The organism is Streptomyces sp. NPDC021093, from assembly GCF_044333135.1.
Classification (GTDB): domain Bacteria; phylum Actinomycetota; class Actinomycetes; order Streptomycetales; family Streptomycetaceae; genus Streptomyces.
This window is the reverse complement of the sequence record NZ_JBIRQJ010000012.1, coordinates 176,647-195,162: the sequence shown is the minus strand read 5'-3', so window position 1 is coordinate 195,162 and position 18,516 is coordinate 176,647. Positions and strand designations below refer to the sequence as shown.

17 protein-coding genes, 1 pseudogene and 1 riboswitch are annotated in these 18,516 nt (G+C 70.9%); of the genes and pseudogenes, 1 reads left to right on the top strand and 17 read right to left on the bottom strand.

Annotated features, from left to right (window positions below; all coding sequences use genetic code 11):
- Nucleotides 1–535 precede the first annotated feature (535 nt).
- The 9 genes from ACH4SP_RS33550 to rpsB all read right to left on the bottom strand — a co-directional run bounded on the left by ACH4SP_RS33550 (nucleotide 536) and on the right by rpsB (nucleotide 10,582).
- On the bottom strand, nucleotides 536–1,576 hold the full coding sequence (locus tag ACH4SP_RS33550) for an ABC transporter ATP-binding protein (RefSeq protein WP_398420602.1): 1,041 nt from the start codon (nucleotides 1,574–1,576) through the stop codon (nucleotides 536–538).
- On the bottom strand, nucleotides 1,577–3,196 hold the full coding sequence (locus ACH4SP_RS33545; RefSeq protein WP_398420798.1) for an ABC transporter permease: 1,620 nt from the start codon (nucleotides 3,194–3,196) through the stop codon (nucleotides 1,577–1,579).
- A 74-nt stretch (nucleotides 3,197–3,270) separates the two neighbouring features.
- On the bottom strand, nucleotides 3,271–4,365 hold the full coding sequence (locus ACH4SP_RS33540; protein ID WP_398420600.1) for a thiamine ABC transporter substrate binding subunit: 1,095 nt from the start codon (nucleotides 4,363–4,365) through the stop codon (nucleotides 3,271–3,273).
- 94 nt (nucleotides 4,366–4,459) lie between these two features.
- Nucleotides 4,460–4,566, bottom strand: a riboswitch (TPP riboswitch).
- A gap of 39 nt (nucleotides 4,567–4,605) precedes the next feature.
- Entirely contained in the window at nucleotides 4,606–5,712 is a 1,107-nt protein-coding gene (gene rlmN, locus ACH4SP_RS33535) for a 23S rRNA (adenine(2503)-C(2))-methyltransferase RlmN (protein ID WP_398420598.1), read from the bottom strand.
- Between the two features lie 95 nt (nucleotides 5,713–5,807).
- Nucleotides 5,808–6,965, bottom strand: a complete 1,158-nt coding sequence (locus tag ACH4SP_RS33530) for a phosphatidate cytidylyltransferase (RefSeq protein ID WP_398420596.1) — start codon at nucleotides 6,963–6,965, stop codon at nucleotides 5,808–5,810.
- The gene (gene frr / locus ACH4SP_RS33525) at nucleotides 6,965–7,522 is read right to left on the bottom strand and encodes a ribosome recycling factor (RefSeq protein WP_398420595.1); all 558 of its coding nucleotides are present in this window, start codon (nucleotides 7,520–7,522) and stop codon (nucleotides 6,965–6,967) included. Before frr ends, ACH4SP_RS33530 begins: the two co-directional genes overlap by 1 nt.
- A gap of 208 nt (nucleotides 7,523–7,730) precedes the next feature.
- Entirely contained in the window at nucleotides 7,731–8,483 is a 753-nt protein-coding gene (pyrH, locus tag ACH4SP_RS33520) for a UMP kinase (RefSeq protein WP_398420593.1), read from the bottom strand.
- 182 nt (nucleotides 8,484–8,665) lie between these two features.
- Nucleotides 8,666–9,502, bottom strand: coding sequence for a translation elongation factor Ts (gene tsf / locus ACH4SP_RS33515; protein ID WP_398420591.1), 837 nt, complete (start codon nucleotides 9,500–9,502; stop codon nucleotides 8,666–8,668).
- A 165-nt stretch (nucleotides 9,503–9,667) separates the two neighbouring features.
- Nucleotides 9,668–10,582 (bottom strand): 30S ribosomal protein S2, encoded by a 915-nt coding sequence (rpsB, locus tag ACH4SP_RS33510; protein ID WP_398420589.1) that lies wholly within the window; start codon nucleotides 10,580–10,582, stop codon nucleotides 9,668–9,670.
- Nucleotides 10,583–10,879: 297 nt separating this feature from the next.
- On the opposite strand from rpsB, the pseudogene ACH4SP_RS33505 reads away from it, so the two are divergent.
- Nucleotides 10,880–11,326: pseudogene (locus ACH4SP_RS33505) on the top strand (peptidoglycan DD-metalloendopeptidase family protein); the annotation flags it as partial.
- Nucleotides 11,327–11,580: 254 nt separating this feature from the next.
- Here the strand turns inward: ACH4SP_RS33505 and ACH4SP_RS33500 are convergent.
- The 8 genes from ACH4SP_RS33500 to lepB form a co-directional block, all read right to left on the bottom strand.
- A complete protein-coding gene (locus ACH4SP_RS33500) occupies nucleotides 11,581–12,141 on the bottom strand; it encodes a TetR/AcrR family transcriptional regulator (RefSeq protein WP_398420796.1) in 561 nt (186 codons plus the stop codon).
- Nucleotides 12,142–12,251: 110 nt separating this feature from the next.
- Nucleotides 12,252–13,088, bottom strand: a complete 837-nt coding sequence (gene whiG, locus ACH4SP_RS33495) for an RNA polymerase sigma factor WhiG (RefSeq protein ID WP_398420587.1) — start codon at nucleotides 13,086–13,088, stop codon at nucleotides 12,252–12,254.
- Nucleotides 13,089–13,346: 258 nt separating this feature from the next.
- Nucleotides 13,347–14,654 (bottom strand): DNA-processing protein DprA, encoded by a 1,308-nt coding sequence (dprA, locus tag ACH4SP_RS33490; RefSeq protein ID WP_398420585.1) that lies wholly within the window; start codon nucleotides 14,652–14,654, stop codon nucleotides 13,347–13,349.
- 80 nt (nucleotides 14,655–14,734) lie between these two features.
- A complete protein-coding gene (locus ACH4SP_RS33485; protein ID WP_398420583.1) occupies nucleotides 14,735–16,378 on the bottom strand; it encodes a YifB family Mg chelatase-like AAA ATPase in 1,644 nt (547 codons plus the stop codon).
- Nucleotides 16,378–16,764, bottom strand: a complete 387-nt coding sequence (locus ACH4SP_RS33480; RefSeq protein ID WP_398420581.1) for a YraN family protein — start codon at nucleotides 16,762–16,764, stop codon at nucleotides 16,378–16,380. Before ACH4SP_RS33480 ends, ACH4SP_RS33485 begins: the two co-directional genes overlap by 1 nt.
- 104 nt (nucleotides 16,765–16,868) lie before the next feature.
- Nucleotides 16,869–17,177 (bottom strand): DUF2469 domain-containing protein, encoded by a 309-nt coding sequence (locus tag ACH4SP_RS33475; protein WP_185034425.1) that lies wholly within the window; start codon nucleotides 17,175–17,177, stop codon nucleotides 16,869–16,871.
- 55 nt (nucleotides 17,178–17,232) lie between these two features.
- On the bottom strand, nucleotides 17,233–17,754 hold the full coding sequence (locus tag ACH4SP_RS33470; RefSeq protein ID WP_398420578.1) for an NUDIX hydrolase: 522 nt from the start codon (nucleotides 17,752–17,754) through the stop codon (nucleotides 17,233–17,235).
- Nucleotides 17,751–18,473: a signal peptidase I gene (lepB, locus tag ACH4SP_RS33465; RefSeq protein ID WP_398420576.1), complete on the bottom strand. Its 723-nt coding sequence runs from the start codon at nucleotides 18,471–18,473 to the stop codon at nucleotides 17,751–17,753. Before lepB ends, ACH4SP_RS33470 begins: the two co-directional genes overlap by 4 nt.
- Nucleotides 18,474–18,516: the final 43 nt, after the last annotated feature.

Genomic DNA, 18,516 nt, shown 5'->3' with positions numbered 1-18,516 from the left:
GGTCACCGCCGGATCGGGCACGTACGGACTGCCCGCGGCCATCAGCAACTCCGCCGACCGCTCGACCACCCGCACCTCCAACTGCCCCCGCCCGGCCAGGACGAGAGCCGTCAGCGGCAGCGCCACCGCCCCCGCCAGCGCCACCACCACAGGCCTCAGCCGCACCCCGAACACCGCCCGGGGCCGGACGGCGGCCCACCCGGCCACCCCGTACCCGCACGCGGCCGTCAGCCCCCACGCACGGTGCGGCCCCAGCCCGGAGACAAGACCGAAGAGCAGGGAGACCACACCGCACCCGACCCACCCCGCCCACTCGAAGCGCGCCCACCCGGCGCCCTTCCCCGCCGTCCCCGCAGTCCCCCGGCGCGCACGCCGCCTGCCGACAACTGCCGTCGCATCGCCCATGCGGCCAAGGTGCGGGTCCGGCCTCCCGCGCGGCATCACACCCTGGTGCCAACCTTCGTGTCACCCCGTGGGGTGACAGGAGCCGGTCAGCCCCTCCAGCAGCACGACGTCGTGGCGTGGCAGGGCCCGGTCAGCCCTCCAGCAGCACGACCTCGTCCGCCGCGAAGGCGACCCCCACCTCGGCGCCCTCCGCCGGGGCGTCCCGCAGCGCGCACTCGGCCTCCAGCACCGGGCCGTCCGCCGGGTGCAGTTGTACGGCGACGTGGGTGCCGCGGAAGGTGCGTGCGGCCACCTCGCAGGGCAGGCCTTCCTCGACCGGTACGAGCCGGACGCCACCGGGGCGTACGAGCAGCCGGGTCTCGCCCTGCGGGGAGCCGGCCGGTACGGGGATCTTGCCCCACACGGTGTCCGCGGCCTCGCCGCTCACCGTGGCCGCCACCACGTTGTCGAAGCCCAGGAAGCGGGCCACGAACTCCGAGGCGGGGTGCTGCCAGACGTCGAGGGGGGTGCCCGCCTGTGCGATCCGGCCGTCCCGCATGACGACGACCCGGTCGGCCAGGGCGAAGGCCTCTCCCTGGTCGTGGGTGACGGCGAGGACGGTGGTGCCCAACCGGCCGAAGAGCTGGCGGAGTTCGACCACCAGGCGCTCGCGCAGACCGCGGTCGAGCTGGCCCAGCGGTTCGTCCAGCATCAGCAGTCTGGGCTCGGGGGCCAGCGCACGGGCGAGCGCGACCCGCTGCTGCTCGCCGCCGGACAGCGAGGCCACGGCCCGCCGCTGGGCTCCCGGCAGGCCGACCAGTTCCAGCAACTCGTCGGCCCGGCGCGCCTGTTCGGTCCGTCCCGCGCCCCGCATCCGCAGACCGAAGGCGACGTTGCCTCCCACGTCCCGCTGGGGGAAGAGCTGGTGGTCCTGGAACATCAGGCCCACCCCCCGCCGGTGCACCGGCACCCCCGTCTGGTCGGCGCCGTCCAGCAGTACCCGCCCCGCGTCGGGCCGCTGGAGCCCGGCCACCACCCGCAGCAGCGTCGACTTGCCGCTGCCGCTCGGCCCGAGCACACAGACGATCTCGTGCGCGGCCACCCGCAGGTCCACCGCGTCGAGCGCCGCCCGTGCGCCGAACCGTACGGTGAGATCCGCCAGCTCCAGCAAGGGACGTACCTCGTCGGTCATTCAGAACTCCCCGGATACGGATCGGTCGGGCCGGATGCGTTCCAGCACCAGCAGCGACACGGCGCACACGACCATGAGGATCGTGCTGAGGGCCATCGCCTGCCCGTAGTTGAGGTCACCGGCCCGCCCGAGCAGCCGGGCCACGGCCACCGGAAGGGTCGGGTTGTCGGGCCGCGCGATGAAGACGGTCGCGCCGAACTCGCCGAGCGAGACGGCGAAGGCGAACCCGGCCGCCACCAGCAGCGCCCGCCGCACCAGCGGCAGGTCGACCTCCCGCCACGCCCTCAGCGGCGAGGCCCCGAGGACCGCCGCGGCCTCCCGCAGCCGTCCGTCCACCGCGCGCAGCACGGGCAGCATGGTCCGTACGACGAAGGGCACGCCCACCAGCGCCTGGGCCAGCGGCACCAGGATCCACGAGGTGCGCAGGTCCAGCGGCGGCCGGTTGAGAGTGATCAGGAAGCCGAAGCCCACCGTCACGGCGGACACGCCCAGCGGCAGCATCAGCAGCGCGTCGAACCCCCGCACCAGCCGGCCCGCCCGCCGGGTGAGGGCGGCGGCCGCGAGACCGCCGACGACCAGGGCGATCGCCGTCGCCACCACGGCGTACTGCAGGGAGTTCCAGACCGCCTCCAGCGGCGGTACCAGGAAGGTCCCGCCGCTGTCGGCCACCGACCTCAGCGCCCGGTAGTAGCCGAATCCGTACCCCTCGGGCCCGTCGAGCGACCGCTCGACCAGCACGGACAGCGGCAGCAGGATCAGTGCGAGCACGGTCGCGAGCACCCCGCCGAGCAGCGTCCACTGGCCGGCGCCGCGCGGCCTGCGCGACGTCTGCGCCGGGTCGACGAGCTTCAGCGCGCTCTCCCGCCGCCGCACCGTCCACGCGTGCACGGCGAGGATCGCGCCCACCGCCGCGAACTGCACCAGCGTCAGCACGGCCGCGGTCGGCAGGTCGAGGAGCTGCGCGGTCTGCCGGTAGACCTCCACCTCCAGGGTGGAGTAGGCGGGCCCGCCCAGGATCTGTACGACGCCGAAGGAGGTGAAGGTGAACAGGAACACCATCAGTCCGGCGGCGGCCACCGCGGGCGCGAGCGCCGGCAGGGTCACCCGCCGCCAGGCCGCGAAGCGCCCCGCGCCGAGCACCCGTGCGGCCTCCTCCTGCCGGGGGTCGAGCTGCGACCACAGCCCGCCCACGGTCCGTACGACCACCGCGTAGTTGAAGAAGACATGGGCCAGCAGGATCGCCCACACGGTGGTGTCGAGCCGCATCCCCCACAGCTCGTCGAGGAGCCCGCCGCGCCCGAGCACCGCCAGGAAGGCGGTGCCGACGACCACGGTGGGCAGCACGAACGGCACGGTCACCACGGCCCGCAGCAGCTGCTTGCCCGGAAAGTCGAAGCGGGCGAAGACGTACGCCGCGGGCAGCGCAAGCACCAGCGTGAGCGCCGTCGAGGCGAGCGCCTGCCAGGTGGTGAACCACAGCACGCCGAGGATGTCCGGGTCGCCCAGCACCTCGCCGATCCGGCCGAGCTGCCAGGCACCGCCGGACTTCAGCCCGCGCCCCACGATGGCGACGACCGGGTAGGCGAAGAACAGCCCGAAGAACGCGACGGGCACGGCCATCAGAGCCAGCCGCACCGCGCTCCCGCGCCAAGAGCCCCGCCGGGCGCCGGCACGGGCGCCCGGTCGGACCTTCCTTACTTCTTCACCAGCGAGGACCACGACTTGACCCACTGCTCACGCTTGTCGGCGATCTTCTTGGGCTCCACCGTCAGCGGCTTGTCGACGACCGCGCCGAACTTGGCGTACACCTCGGGCAGCCTGGTGTCCTTGACCGCCGGGTTGACGAACATCTTCAGCGGCAGGTCCTCCTGGAACTGCTTGCCGATGAGGAAGTCGAGGAGCGCCTTGCCGCCCGCCTCGTTCTTCGCGCCGTCGAGCAGCCCGGCGAACTCGACCTGCCGGAAGCAGGTCCCGGTGGCGACACCGGTCGGCGCCTCCTTCGGCTTCGGGTCGGCGAACAGCACCTCGACCGGCGGGCTGGAGGCGTACGACACGACGAGCGGCCGCTCCGCCTTCGCCTTCTTGCCGCCCGCTGACCCCGAGAACTCCTCGTTGTACGCCTGCTCCCAGCCGTCGACGACCTTGACGCCGTTGTCCTTGAGCTTCTGCCAGTAGCCCTGCCAGCCGTCGTCGCCGTACTGTCCGGCGGTCGCGAGCAGGAAGCCGAGCCCCGGCGACGAGGTCGCGGCGTTCTCGGTGACGAGGAGGTTCTTGTACGCGGGCTTGACCAGGTCGTCGAGCGACTTCGGTGGCGCGAGCTTCTTGTCGGCGAAGTACTTCTTGTCGTAGTTGACGCAGATGTCGCCGGTGTCGATCGGCGTCACCCGGTGCTCGCCCTTGTCGAGCTGGAGGTCCGCGGGTACGCGGTCCAGGCCCTTCGCCTCGTACGGCTGGAACAGACCGTTGTCGAGCGCGCGCGAGAGGAGGGTGTTGTCGACGCCGAAGAAGACGTCGCCGCGCGGCGAGCCCTTGGTCAGGATCTCCTGGTTGAGGGCGGCCCCCGCGTCCCCGCTCTTCAGCACCTTGACCGTGTAACCGGTCTGCTGGGTGAACGCCTTCAGCACCGCGGGCGAGACGGCGAACGAGTCGTGGCTGACCAGGGTGACCGTCTTGGAACCGGCCCCGTCGGCCTTCTTGCCGCCGTCGGACGAACCGCCGCAGGCGGCGAGCGTACTGACGCCGAGCGCGGCGGCCACGGAGATCGCCGCGAGCCTCTTGATGCTGCTCACTGGCTTGATGGTGCTCACTGGTGAATTCCTCCTGGAATGACCAGGAAGAGACGCGGCCCTGCCCACCTCGGGAAAGGTGGGCAGGGCGCAACAGCTTGAGTAACGACCGAACTTCCTACCCAGAATGACCTGGGCAAGGTTCAGAGGGTCTGCAGTAGAGGACTGCACTCTCAGCGCTGTGGCGCTCCCCTGTCGGAATATGCAAATGTGCGGCCCAGCGTACAACCAGGCGCGAACGTGCTAGCGCTCGGACGCCGCCAGCTGGCCGCAGGCCCCGTCGATCTCCTGGCCACGGGTGTCCCGCACGGTCACCGGCACCCCGTGCGCCGCGATCGCCTCGACGAACGCCTTCTCGTCCTCGGGGCGCGAGGCCGTCCACTTGGAGCCCGGCGTCGGGTTCAGCGGGATCAGGTTGACGTGCACCCGCTTGTTCTTGAGCAGCCGGCCCAGCAGGTCACCGCGCCACGCCTGGTCGTTGATGTCGCGGATCAGCGCGTACTCGATGGAGATCCGGCGGCCGGACTTCTCCGCGTACTCCCACGCGGCGTCCAGCACCTCCCGCACCTTCCAGCGCGTGTTGACCGGCACCAGGGTGTCGCGCAGCTCGTCGTCCGGGGCGTGCAGCGACACGGCGAGGCGGCACTTGAAGCCCTCGTCGGCGAACCGCAGCATCGCGGGCACCAGGCCCACCGTGGAGACGGTGATCCCGCGCTGCGAAAGGCCGAGGCCGTCCGGCTCGGGGTCGGTCAGCCGACGGATCGCGCCGACGACGCGCTTGTAGTTGGCGAGCGGCTCGCCCATCCCCATGAAGACGATGTTCGACAGCCGCGCGGGCCCGCCCGGAACCTCGCCGTCGCGCAGCGCGCGCATGCCGTCCACGATCTGGTGCACGATCTCCGCGGTCGACAGGTTCCGGTCGAGACCGGCCTGTCCGGTCGCACAGAACGGGCAGTTCATGCCGCAGCCCGCCTGCGACGAGATGCACATCGTCACCCGGTCCGGGTAGCGCATCAGCACGGACTCGACGAGCGTCCCGTCGTGCATCTTCCACAGCGTCTTGCGCGTGGTCTCCTGGTCGGTCGACAGATGGCGCACGACCGTCATCAGCTCGGGCAGCAGCGCCTCGCGCAGCTTCTCCCGCGAACCGGCCGGGATGTCGGTCCACTCCGCCGGGTCGTGCGCGTACCGCGCGAAGTAGTGCTGGGACAGCTGCTTGGCGCGGAACGGCTTCTCACCGATCTCGGCCACGGCCTCCTTGCGCTCGGCGGGCGTGAGGTCGGCGAGGTGCCGCGGGGGCTTCTTGGCTCCGCGGGGCGCGACGAAAGTGAGTTCTCCGGGTACAGGCATGGTCAAACCAGTGTCTCAGATGTACGAGAAGGGGCCCGCCGTCCTGTGGACAACGGGCCCCTCACGCAACAACGCAGCAGGTCACAGACGCAATGTCACGCCGAACCGACGAAGATCACCAGCATCAGCCAGACCACCGGAGCGGTCGGCAGCAGCGAGTCAAGACGGTCCATGATGCCGCCGTGGCCCGGCAGCAGCGTGCCCATGTCCTTGATCCCGAGGTCCCTCTTGATCATGGATTCGCCCAGGTCACCGAGCGTGGCACTGGCGGCGACCGCGAGGCCGAGCAGTACGCCCTGCCACCACGTACCGCCGTCGACCAGCAGCGTCATGCACAGCACGCCGGCCACCATCGCGAAGGCGATCGCGCCGAGCAGTCCTTCCCGGGTCTTGCCGGGGCTGATGCGCGGCGCCAGCTTGTGCTTGCCGAAGCGCCAGCCCACCGCGTACGCCCCGGTGTCGCTGACCACCGTCAGCAGCAGGAACGTCAGCACCCGCTGCGGTCCGTCGTCCGCCCTGAGCATCATCGCGACGAAGGTGGCCAGGAACGGCACGTAGAACGCGGCGAAGACTCCCGCGGTGACGTCCTTGAGGTACCCCTCCGGCGGCTCCGTCATCCGCCAGACCAGCACCGCCAGCGCGGTGAGCGCCATGGCGACCCAGGCACCCTCGGGCCCGCGCACGAAACCGGCGACGACCATGGCCGCACCGCCGACCGCGAGCGGCACCAGCGGCGCCTTGATGCCCTTGCGCTCTTCGAGACGGGAGGTGAGCTCCCACAGCCCGACGACCACGGCGACCGCTATCACGCCGATGAAGGCGGGCGGCCAGATGAACAACGAAGCGACGATCACGGCACCGAGACCGAGGCCGACCCCTATCGCCGCACGCAGGTCTCGGCCCGCACGCTTCTTCTGGGGCGGCTGCGGGGCCGGGGGCGGGGTCGACATGGGCTCCTGCGGCATCTCGTCGCGGAACAGGGGACCGCCCCCGGCAGCGGAAATCCCGGCTGGGGACCCGGCCGCCGAAGCAGCTGGGGCAGCGGAATTCCGCGCGGTGGGAGCAGGTCCCCGGTTCCGGTCGTCGCGGTCGTCGGCGTCTCTGCCTGTCTCAGGCACGATGGGCATGGGCCGAGTGTGCTGGGCGTCATGCGCATCGTACGCGGGACCCGCCGGGAGGGGCCCCTGGTCGGGGGTTACCCATTCACCGGCATAGCCCGCCCTCGGCGGGGCCCCCCAGGAAGAGTCGTTCATCAGACCTCGAGCAGCTCGGCTTCCTTGTGCTTGAGCAGCTCGTCCACCTGCGCGACGTACTTCGCGGTGGTGTCGTCGAGCTCCTTCTCCGCACGGCGGACCTCGTCCTCGCCGGACTCCTTGTCCTTGACGAGCTTGTCGAGGGTCTCCTTGGCCTTGCGGCGGACGGAGCGGATCGAGATCCGGGAGTCCTCGGCCTTGTTGCGCGCGACCTTGATGTACTCCTTGCGGCGCTCCTCCGTCAGCTGGGGGAACGTCACTCGGATGATGCGGCCGTCGTTGCTCGGGTTGACGCCGAGGTCGGAGTCGCGGATCGCCTGCTCGATGTTGCGCAGGGCGCTCGCGTCGAAGGGGGTCACCACGGCCATCCGCGGCTCGGGCACCGAGAACGACGCCAGCTGGTTGATCGGCGTCACGGCTCCGTAGTACTCGGCCACGATCTTGTTGAACATCGCCGGGTGCGCACGGCCGGTGCGGATCGCGGCGAAGTCCTCCTTGGCGACCACGACGGCCTTTTCCATTTTCTCCTCGGCCTCGAGGAGGATCTCTTCAATCACCACGTACTCCTGCTGTCGTGAACTGCTGCTGCATGGCTTGGACTGCTGCACGGCCCGGGCTGCTGCACAGCCTGGACCGCTGCTGCGGGCGTCTTCTCCTGCACGGTGTCCGACCGGCAGGACATTGTCCATCCCCCGAGACCGTCCCTGCGGCCGGGCCGGGGTCACAATCGGGGGCGCGGACCGGGATCACGGACCGCACATCCGGTCAGGCGCGGGTGCCCTGCGCGTTGACGAGCGTGCCGATCTTCTCACCCTTGACCGCGCGGGCGATGTTGCCCTCGGCCAGCAGCTCGAAGACCAGGATCGGCAGGTCGTTGTCGCGGCACAGCGTGATGGCGGTGGCGTCGGCGACCTTCAGGTCGCGGGACAGCACCTCGCTGTACTCCAGCGCGTCGAACTTGACCGCTTCCGGGTTCTTCTTCGGGTCGGAGTCGTAGACCCCGTCGACCCCGTTCTTGCCCATGAGCAGGGCTTCCGCGTCGATCTCCAGGGCGCGCTGGGCGGCCGTGGTGTCGGTGGAGAAGTACGGCATGCCCATGCCCGCGCCGAAGATCACGACGCGCCCCTTCTCCAGGTGCCGCACGGCACGCAGCGGAATGTACGGCTCGGCGACCTGGCCCATGGTGATGGCGGTCTGCACGCGGGAGTCGATGCCCTCCTTCTCCAGGAAGTCCTGGAGGGCGAGGCAGTTCATGACCGTGCCGAGCATGCCCATGTAGTCCGAGCGGGCCCGGTCCATGCCACGCTGCTGCAGCTCGGCGCCGCGGAAGAAGTTGCCGCCGCCGATGACGACCGCGATCTCCGCGCCGTCCCGTACGACCGCGGCGATCTCACGGGCAATGGCGTGTACGACGTCGGGGTCGACGCCGAGCGCACCGCCGCCGGCGAACGCCTCGCCGGAGAGCTTCAGCATGAAGCGCCCGGTCTTCTTGCCGCTGTCCTGATTCGCCTGATTCATGGGGGGTTTCTCCTCGTGCACATACGAAGAAGGCCATTGCCGGTGGATCCTTGCGGTTCCCTCTGCGGCAATGGCCTCCTCGTCAGATCTGCGGCCGGCCGGCGCGTACGCCGACGACTGCATCAGACCCTAGCCGGGTCTGGCGATGTTCGCGTTACGTCGACAGAGTCGGACGTACGGACTCAGATGCCGACCTTGATGCGCGAGAAGCGCTTCAGGGTGACACCGGCCTCGTCCAGGACCTTCTGGACGGACTTCTTGTTGTCCAGCGCGTACGGCTGGCCAAGAAGGGTGGCCTCCTTGAAGAAGCCGTTGACGCGACCCTCGACGATCTTCGGGAGGGCGGCCTCGGGCTTGCCCTCGGCGCGCGTGGTCTCCTCGGCGACGCGGCGCTCGGTCTCGACGACCTCGGCCGGAACGTCCTCCTTGGTGAGGTACTTCGGCGCGAAGGCGGCGATGTGCTGGGCGATGCCGCGAGCAAGCTCGGCGTCGGCCTTGTCCAGCTCGACCAGAACACCGATCTGCGGGGGCAGGTCGGGCATGGTGCGGTGCATGTACGCGGAGACGAAGGCACCCTCGTACTGGGCGAAGCGCTCCAGGACGATCTTCTCGCCGAGGTTGGCGTTGGCCTCGTCGACGAACGCCTGCACGGTCTTGCCGGCCTCGATCTCGGAGGCGAGCAGGGTCGCGAGGTCGGCCGGCTTGGTGGCGGCGACGTGCGCGGCGAGCTGGTTGGCGACGGCCTGGAACTTCTCGCCCTTGGCGACGAAGTCCGTCTCGCACTTGAGCTCGACGATGACACCGGAGGTGTTGTCGTCGGCGATCAGGGAGACGACGGCGCCGTTCTCGGCCGAACGGCCTTCGCGCTTGGCGACGCCCTTCTGGCCCTTGATACGGAGGGCTTCGACGGCCTTGTCGACGCTGCCGTCGGCCTCGTCGAGGGCCTTCTTGCAGTCCATCATGCCGGCGCCGGTGAGCTCGCGGAGCTTCTTGACGTCAGCGGCGGTGTAGTTCGCCATGAGTCTGTGAATCTCTTCTCGAAAGTCGAAGGTCGTGATCAACGTGATCTGCGCGAGCTCGTGACCTGCGCGATCGCCGTGAACACGTGATCTACGGGTGGACGGCGGGGGCGGGGCGCCCGGTGGCGCACCCTCCCCCGCCGTCGATCAGCCGTGAGGGCTGGGTCAGGCCTGCTCGGCGTCCGCGGCCGGAGCCTCGGCAGCGGCCTCGGCCGGCTTCTCGGCCTCGGCGACCGGGGCAGCCTCGGCGTCGGCGGCCGGAGCGGCAGCGGCGTCGGCGGCCGGAGCCTCGTCAGCCTTCTTGTCGCCCTCAAGCAGGTCGCGCTCCCACTCGGCGAGGGGCTCGCCGGCGGCCTTCTCGCCCGGCTTGGAGTCGCCCGTGGCGGCACCGGAACGGGCGATGAGGCCCTCGGCGACAGCGTCGGCGATCACGCGGGTGAGCAGCGTGACGGAGCGGATCGCGTCGTCGTTGCCGGGGATCTTGTAGTCGACCTCGTCGGGGTCGCAGTTGGTGTCGAGGATCGCGACGACCGGGATGCGGAGCTTGCGCGCCTCACCGACGGCGATGTGCTCCTTCTTGGTGTCGACGATCCAGACGGCGCTGGGAACCTTCGACATCTCGCGGATACCGCCGAGGGTCTTCTCCAGCTTGGCCTTCTCGCGCGAGAGAACCAGGAGCTCCTTCTTGGTGAGGCCCGACGCGGCCACGTCCTCGAAGTCAATGAGCTCCAGCTCCTTCAGGCGCTGGAGGCGCTTGTAGACGGTGGAGAAGTTGGTCAGCATGCCGCCGAGCCAGCGCTGGTTGACGTAGGGCATGCCCACGCGCGTCGCCTGCTCGGCGATCGCTTCCTGCGCCTGCTTCTTGGTGCCGACGAACATGATGGAGCCGCCGTGCGCGACGGTCTCCTTGACGAACTCGTAGGCGCGGTCGATGTACGACAGCGACTGGAGCAGGTCGATGATGTAGATGCCGTTGCGCTCCGTGAAGATGAAACGCTTCATCTTCGGGTTCCAACGACGGGTCTGGTGACCGAAGTGGACGCCGCTTTCCAGCAGCTCCCGCATCGTGACGACGGCCATGGCCGTACTCCTTGAGATACTCGGTTATCGCTCCCGCCGGACGGCGGTCGCGCCTGACGTCCCACGCGCTGTGCCCATGAGGTCTTGACAACCCCTGAGGACCGAGCAGCGCTGCCACTGACCGCTGAGAGTGGGTGGTGGCGGGACGTGCGAAGTCGATCCGGTGACCCGGATCGCCACAAGAAGTGTACGGGACCCGCACAGTGCCGGGTGACGGCGTTGTCCACAACCGATCGGCCGTCCACAGAAACGGTCCATGATCCCCGCGATCGGGCCCGGTACGGGACCGTTTTCGGCATGTACCGACTCGTGATCACAGCGTTGTCCGCACTGGCCGCCCTCGTACTGCCGGGGGCGCCCGAGGCCCTCGCCGCGGAAGCCCCCGACCGCGCCTGGCCGGTGGGCGAGCGCCCTGCTGTCGTACGGGGCTGGGAGCCGCCGCCGTCGACGTACGCGGCCGGGCACCGGGGGGCGGACCTGGCAGCGCCTGCGGGTGCGGAGGTGCGGGCCGCGGCACCCGGCCGGGTCTCGTTCGCGGGCCGGGTGGCCGGCCGCGGGGTGCTCTCGATCACGCTGACCGCGAGCGGGGATCCACCGCTGCGCACGACGTACGAACCGGTGCGCGCCCTGGTCACGGAGGGCGACGAAGTGACGGCGGGGCAGCCGGTGGCGGTGCTGGAGCCCGGGACGTACCACTGCCCGGCAGAGAGCTGCCTGCACTGGGGGCTGCTGCGGGGCGAGGAGTACCTCGACCCGCTGTCGCTGCTGCCGCCCGGGCTGCTGCGCCGGGGGCCGCCCCGGCTGCTGCCGGTGTTCGGCGTCCCGCTGCCCGGGCCGGGCCCGGGGCCCCTGCCGCCTCCGAAGATCGCGGCGCTCGCACCGGACGCCCTGCACGCGCTGGCGCTGTCCGTGGCCGCGGTGCTGGCGCACCGGACACACCGGCTGCGCGGCCCCGGGCCGGGCCCTGGACCAGGCTCCCGGACCACGGGGCCCCGGGCTCAGCCCCGGACGCCGCGCAGCGCCATGGAGACGGCCGCCTCGGTGATGAGGCAGGGCTCCTCGGCGGCGCCGCCGAGCTCCAGACGCCGTACGGCCGCGTCGACCACGCCCTGCAGCATCATGGCCGCCAGCCGGGGCTGCTCGTGGCCCAGGTCGCGCAGGGCGTCACCGATCATCGTGACGAGACCGCCGTGCGCGGCACGGATCTTCTCGCGGGCGCCGGCGTCCAGCTCGCTCGCCGAGATGGCGACCACGGCACGGTGGCGGCGGTCGCCGACCAGCGTCAGCTGCTGCCGTACGTACGCCTCGACCTTGTCCTCCGCGGTGTCGGCCGCCGCCATGGCGGACTCGACCTCGGCGGCCCAGACGGGGAAGTCGACGGCGCACAGCTCCTCGACGACCGCACCCCTGGACCGGAAGTACTCGTAGACCGAGGAGCGGGCCAGGCCCGTGCGCTCGGCGAGGGCGGGGAAGGTCAGCGCTTCCGTACCGCCCTCGGACAGGAGGGATCGCGCGGCGTCCAGAAGGGCACTGCGCTGCATCGTCCGGTGCTCGGCCACGGAGGCCGCTCGAATCCTTGGCACGGCCCCACTCTACGGATGCGGGCCCGGGATGACGACGGGTACACCCGGCAGGGACGATTCAGCGCCCCTTCACCGCCCCCGCGGGGTCAGCGGCCGACGTCCGCCAGCTTGGCCCTGAGCTGGAGGACCGACTTGGTGTGGATCTGGCTGACCCGGCTCTCGGTGACGCCGAGCACATTGCCGATCTCGGCGAGGGTGAGGCCCTCGTAGTAGTAGAGGGTGATCACGGTCTTCTCCCGGTCGGGGAGGGTGTTGATGGAGCGGGCGAGCAGCCGGCGCAGCTCGCGGTCCTCGGCGACCTCGACCGGATTGTCCGCGCTGGTGTCCTCCAGCGTCTCCATCAGGCTCAGCCGGTCGCCGCCCTCGCCGCCTGCGTGCAGCAGCTCTTCGAGCGCGACCACGTTGGCGAGAGACAACTGGCTGAAAACCGCGTGCAGTTCCTCCACCGCGATGCCCATCTCCGAGGCGACCTCGCCCTCGGAGGGGGTACGGCGCAGCTTCGCCTCCAGGGTCGCGTACGCACGCTCGACGGCCTTCGCCTTCTGCCGCACCGAGCGCGGGATCCAGTCCAGGGCGCGGAGTTCGTCGATCATCGCGCCGCGGATGCGGGTGATGGCGTACGTCTCGAACTTGATGGAGCGCTCGATGTCGAACTTCTCGATGGCGTCGATCAGCCCGAAGACCCCGGAGGACACGAAGTCCGCCTGCTCGACATTGGGCGGCAGCCCCACGCTGACCCGGCCCGCGACGTACTTGACCAGCGGCGAGTAGTGCAGGATCAGCTGCTCCCGCAGCCGTTCGTCGCCCGTGGTCTTGTACGACCGCCACAACTCGTCCACGGACGAGGGCGCCGGGGGCCGTACGGCACCGCGGGCAGCCGGGGGCGCTGCCGCGCGGTCAGACCCGGAGGTGTGCTGGGGCATGCGTTGCCTTGAGCCGTTCTGCTGTGATGTGAGGGGGGACTTGATGCCGTGCGTGATGCCTGAGCGGGGCGAAATCCTTGCGAGCGTAGCGTGACTGGAGCGTCGCAGTGCGCGAAGGATATGAGACCGGATCGTACGATTGACAGCCCCGGCCCGCACCCCGGTGACGGAGCCGCCGCCGTACACGACCGCTCCACCCGGGATCCGGTGCACGATTCAAAGGTCATCGTCTTTACCTTTTCACTCGGACGCCCCTGGTCAAGCACCGCCTCGCCGGGCACGCGCACCGCGTACGGCGCTTGACGCCAACTGCCAGGCGTCGCCGTGACGTTCGACGAACCCGAGCGAGTGCAGTTCGTACAGCCTGGCGAGCGCCTCGTCGCCGGTGGTGCCCGCATCCCGTGCGACGCTCCGCGCGTCGGCCGTCCCGCGGGCGGGCAGCGCCTCAAGCACCCGTGCGGTGACGGGATCCAGGAGGTCCCTGGGGAGTACGGGGCCGCGCCTGGCCGGGGCGAGATCGCCGATCTCGCCGACCAGTTCGACGATCTCGGCGGCGTCCGTCACCAGTACGCCCTCACCGCGCAGCAGTTCGTGCACCCCGGCGGAGAGTCCACTGGTGACCGGGCCGGGCACCCCCATGGTGAAGCGGCCGATGCGCTGGGCACTGCGGGCGGTGACGAGCGAGCCGCTGCGGTACTCGGCCTCGACGACGACGGTGCCCCGGGTGAGGGCGGCGATGACCCGGTTGCGCAGCACGAACCTGCTCGCCGTCGGATGGCTCCCCGGCGGCAACTCACCCACCACCAGCCCCTGTTCGGCGATGCGGCCGATCAACTCGGCGTGCCCGCGCGGATAGCCGACGTCGATCCCGCAGGCCAGCACCGCGACGGTGGCCCCGCCGGCGGCCAGCACCCCGCGGTGCGCCGCCCCGTCCACCCCGAACGCGGCCCCGGACACCACCACCCAGCCGCGCTCCGCGAGCCCGCCGCCGAGGGTCGCCGCCATGTGTGCTCCGTACGGTGTGCAGGCGCGGGCCCCGACGACGGCGACGGACCGCAGCGCCCACATCCGCAGGTTCGGCCGGCCCCGCACCCAGAGTGCGACCGGGCGGGCGTCGCCGAGGTCGTCCAGCTGGGTCGGCCACTCCTCGTCCCCCGGACACACCAGGCGGCCCCCGACGGCGGCCGCCGCTTCCAGGTAGCGCGCCGGATCGACGGCCGCGGCCCGGTTCCGGTAGCCGGCGAGCCGTTTCCCGCTCGCCCCGGTCAGCGAGACCTCCGCTTCCCGGAGAAACCTCTCCGGCCCGATCTCCTCCGGCCCAAGCTCCTGCGACCCGAGCTCCTCCGGCCCGGTCCTCTCCGGCCCGGTCCTTTCCTGCCGGGTCTCCTCCCGCATCGTCTCCGCCCGCCCGAGCCCCTCCCGCTCAGCCGCGTCCCGCCCGGGCGCCGTCAGCCGTCTCAGCACTTCCACCGGCCCGTGCTCCCGCAGCCAGCGTCCGCCCGTCTCGTCGCCCGGCTCGATGATGCCGGTGAGCGCGGCCCTGGCCAGCCGCTCCGCCTCGCTCACCACCGCGCCCGTACCAGCCCCCTCCCCCGCTCCCGTCCCCGCTCCTGTCCCCGCCTCTGTTCCCCTCCCGGTCCCGGTGTTCACACCACACCTCCGGCCACCAGCGGGGATCTTTCCGCACTGCGGTCGCGGACCGCTCCCCTGTCGATCCCGGTCCGCATCTGGAGCGCCACCGCCAGGTCGGCCTCGTCGGGCCGGTCGTGCCCGGCCAGATCCGCGACGGTCCACGCGACGCGCAGCACCCGGTCGAAGCCCCGTGCGGTCAGCAGGCCCCGTTCCATGTCCCGTTCGGCTGCGCCGAGCGCTCCGGGCACCGGCTGCCACCGGGTGCGCAGTTCGTGCCCCGGCACCTCGCTGTTGTTGGTCCACGGGGTTCCGTCGAGCCGGGCCGCGGCCCGCTCCCGTGCCTCGCGCACCCGGGCGGCGACCGGCTCGGTCGACTCCCCGCGGCCGCCCTGCCCCATCAGGTCCGAGCGAGTCACCGCTTCGACCCTGACCAGCAGGTCGACCCGGTCGATCAGCGGCCCCGACAGCCTCGACTGATAGCGGCGGACCGTCGCCGGGCCGCAGTCACAGGTGGCCTCCTGGGAGCCGTGCCGCCCGCAGGGGCAGGGATTCGCCGCCAGCACCATCAGGAATCGGGCCGGAAACTTCACCACTCCCGCGCTGCGCGCCACCACCACATGCCCCGACTCCAGCGGCTGGCGCAGAGAGTCGAGGGCTTTCGCGGTGAACTCGGGCGCCTCGTCCATGAAGAGGATTCCACGATGGGCCAGCGAGACCGCTCCGGGTCTCGGCAGTCCGTTGCCCCCGCCGATGAGCGACTGCATGGTCGCCGAATGGTGCGGTGCGCAGTACGGCGCCCTGGTGACCAGCGGTTCGCCCGGCGGCAGGATGCCCGCCACCGAGTGCACCGCCGTCACTTCCAGGGACTCCTGCCGGGTGAGCGGTGGCAGGAGCCCCGGCAGCCGCTCCGCCAGCATCGTCTTGCCCGCCCCTGGCGGGCCGAAGAGCAGCAGGTGATGGCTCCCCGCCGCGGCGATCTCCAGGGCCAGCCGTGCCCCTTCCTGGCCGCCCACGTCCGCCAGGTCCGCTCCCGTGCTCGCGCTGCCGGGCGCCAGTCCGGTGCCCGCTCCCGCACCGGGCACCATGAGCCCGGCCAGTATGGCGTCGGGCCGGCCCTCCTCGGCCGGTTCCTCCTCGGGCACCTCCTCCCCGGCGAGCACGGCGATGAGCTGGCGCAGGCTGCGTACGCCGAGGACCGAGATGCCCGGTACCAACGAGGCCTCCGCCGCACACTGTTCGGGCACGACCACCTGCCGATAGCCGGCCTCGGCGGCGGCGAGCACCGCGGGCAGGATGCCCCGCACCGGTCTGACCCGGCCGTCGAGACCCAGCTCGCCAACCATCACCAGGTCGGCGATCTCCCGGGGGTCGATCCGCTCGGCGGCGCTCAGTACCGCCACCGCGACGGCCAGGTCGAAGCCGCTTCCTCCCTTGGGCACCGAGGCGGGGCTGAGCCCCACCGTCAACTTCTTCTGCGGCCAGGCGACACCCGAGTTGACCACTGCCGCCCGCACCCGGTCCTTGCTCTCGGTCAGGCTCTTGTCCGGCAGCCCCACCAGGGCGAAGGCCGCGACACCCGGTTCCAGGTCGGCCTGGACCTCGACGACCACGCCCTCGACGCCGACCAGCGCCACCGAGCACGTACGCGCGAATCCCATCAGGCCACCCCCCGCGCGTGCTCCAGGACCGGGGCCCCGCGTCTGGGCAGAGTGACGCCCACGAGGTCGATCCTGGCGCCGCCGGGCGGCGGCCCGCCGTGCTCGTACAGCCAGAGCTCGGCCAGGGTGCGCAGCCGCTGCGCCTTCCTGGGGGTGACCGCTTCCATCGGGTGCTGGAAGGGGCCGGTGCGGCGGGTCTTGACCTCGCAGACGACGAGCGAGTCGCCGTCCCGGGCCACGATGTCGATCTCTCCCGCCTGACAGCGCCAGTTGCGCTCCAGTACGGACATGCCCACTTCGGTCAGCCAGCGGGCCGCCAGGTCCTCGCCGTACCGGCCGAGGTTTCCGCGTGCGGTGCGCTGCTTGCGTTCGCTGTTCGCGTTCATTCGGTTCCACCTCCGGAACCGAATGTGACGCAATCCCCGCGAACTAGTGGATCTTGGTGGACAGCTCCGCCGTTGTGGAAAACTCAGTCACCCACAAGGGGCGCTCAGCCACCCGGAAGTTCCAGATCGCTCTTGTTGAGCTCTTCCACATTGACGTCCTTGAACGTGAGCACCCGTACCTGCTTGACGAACCTGGCGGGCCTGTACATGTCCCAGACCCACGCGTCCGCCATGGATACTTCGAAAAACACCTCGCCCTGGACCGAGTGCACCTGCATCTCGTAGTCGTTGGTGAGGTAGAAGCGCCGTTCGGTCTCGATCACATATTTGAACAGACCGACGACATCGCGGTACTCCCGGTAGAGCTTCAGCTCCATCTCGGTCTCGTACTTCTCGAGGTCCTCGGCGCTCATGGCATGTTCCCCTTCAGCCGTACGTCCCCCTATTGTGCGCCAGCCCCGTACGCCCCTATGCGATTTCCGGGGCCAGGACGATCGGCGTACTCGGAGGACCCTCGTCGAGCAGCGTGCGCAGCAGCTCGGCGAGCCTGGTCGGGTACACCGTCTCACGCGTCGCCGACAGGGCGGCGGAGGACCACCACCGCAGACCCGCGGTGCTGCGCCGCTCCAGCTCGGTCAGCCCGGTCAGGACCGTCTCGGTCTGCTTCGTACGTGCCGAAAAGAACCATTCCTCCTGGTCCCAGCGGCGCCCGTCGAACTGGAACGAGCAGATCCGATGCCAGAGCACCGGTCCGAGCTCGACATCCGTGATCCCCGTCTCCTCGGCGACCTCGCGCAGCGCCGCCTCGGCCAGGGTCTCGTCCCCCTCCACGCCGCCGCCCGGGGTGAACCACCACCTGCGGTCCGGGTCCTCGGGCTCGAAGCCGTGCATCAGCAGCACCCGGTCCGCCGGGTCGAACAGGATGACCCGCGCGACCTTCCGCAGCGGCCTGCCCGCCAGGTCGCCCGCGCCCGTCGTCCCGGTCGTCATGCCCGCACCTTCCGTCGCCCGGCCAGTCCGGCGAGCGGCCCGTACGCCGCTCCGCCGAAGATCAGCACCACACCCACCACGATCGCGGTCACCACCAGCCTCACCGGGCCCGGCTCGGAGATGCCCCCGGGCAGCGAAGCGAAGGACGCAGGCCGCTCCAGCACGCCGCCGACCGGCCAGGCCACGGCGTCCACCCGGGCGTCGACCTTGCCCACCGGGACCGTGCCCCCGGTGGAGTCACCGAGGTGCCTGCGGGAGTCCACCGAGGTACGGCGCTCGTCCCCCAGGAGGAAGAGCTCGCCCGGTGGGACCGTCGCACTGAAGGACTCCGACCCGGCCCCGTCCTTGGAGCGCAGATACGGTTCTTCCACGGACTTCCCGTTCACGGTCAGCCGCTTGTCCTTGTCGCAGCAGACGACCGTGTCGCCGCCGACTCCGACCACCCGCTTCACCATCGGCATGGCACCCCACACGTCGTCGGTGAAGATCACCACGTCGCCGCGCCGCACCTCGGTGCCGGATATGCGCTGGGCGAGCACCCGGTCCCCGGTGTTGATCGACGGGGTCATCGAGTCCGACGGCACCGTGTACGGCTTGTACACCAGCGCTCCCCAGGCGAACCCGCCGAGGAAGAGCACACAGCCGACGGCCACGACCAGCCCCGACAGCACATTGCCGAGGCGGCCGCGGCCGTCTTCCGTACGTCCTGCATTGCCCATCCCAGCGCTCCCCCTGCTTCGGAGATCAACGATCTGGGACGGC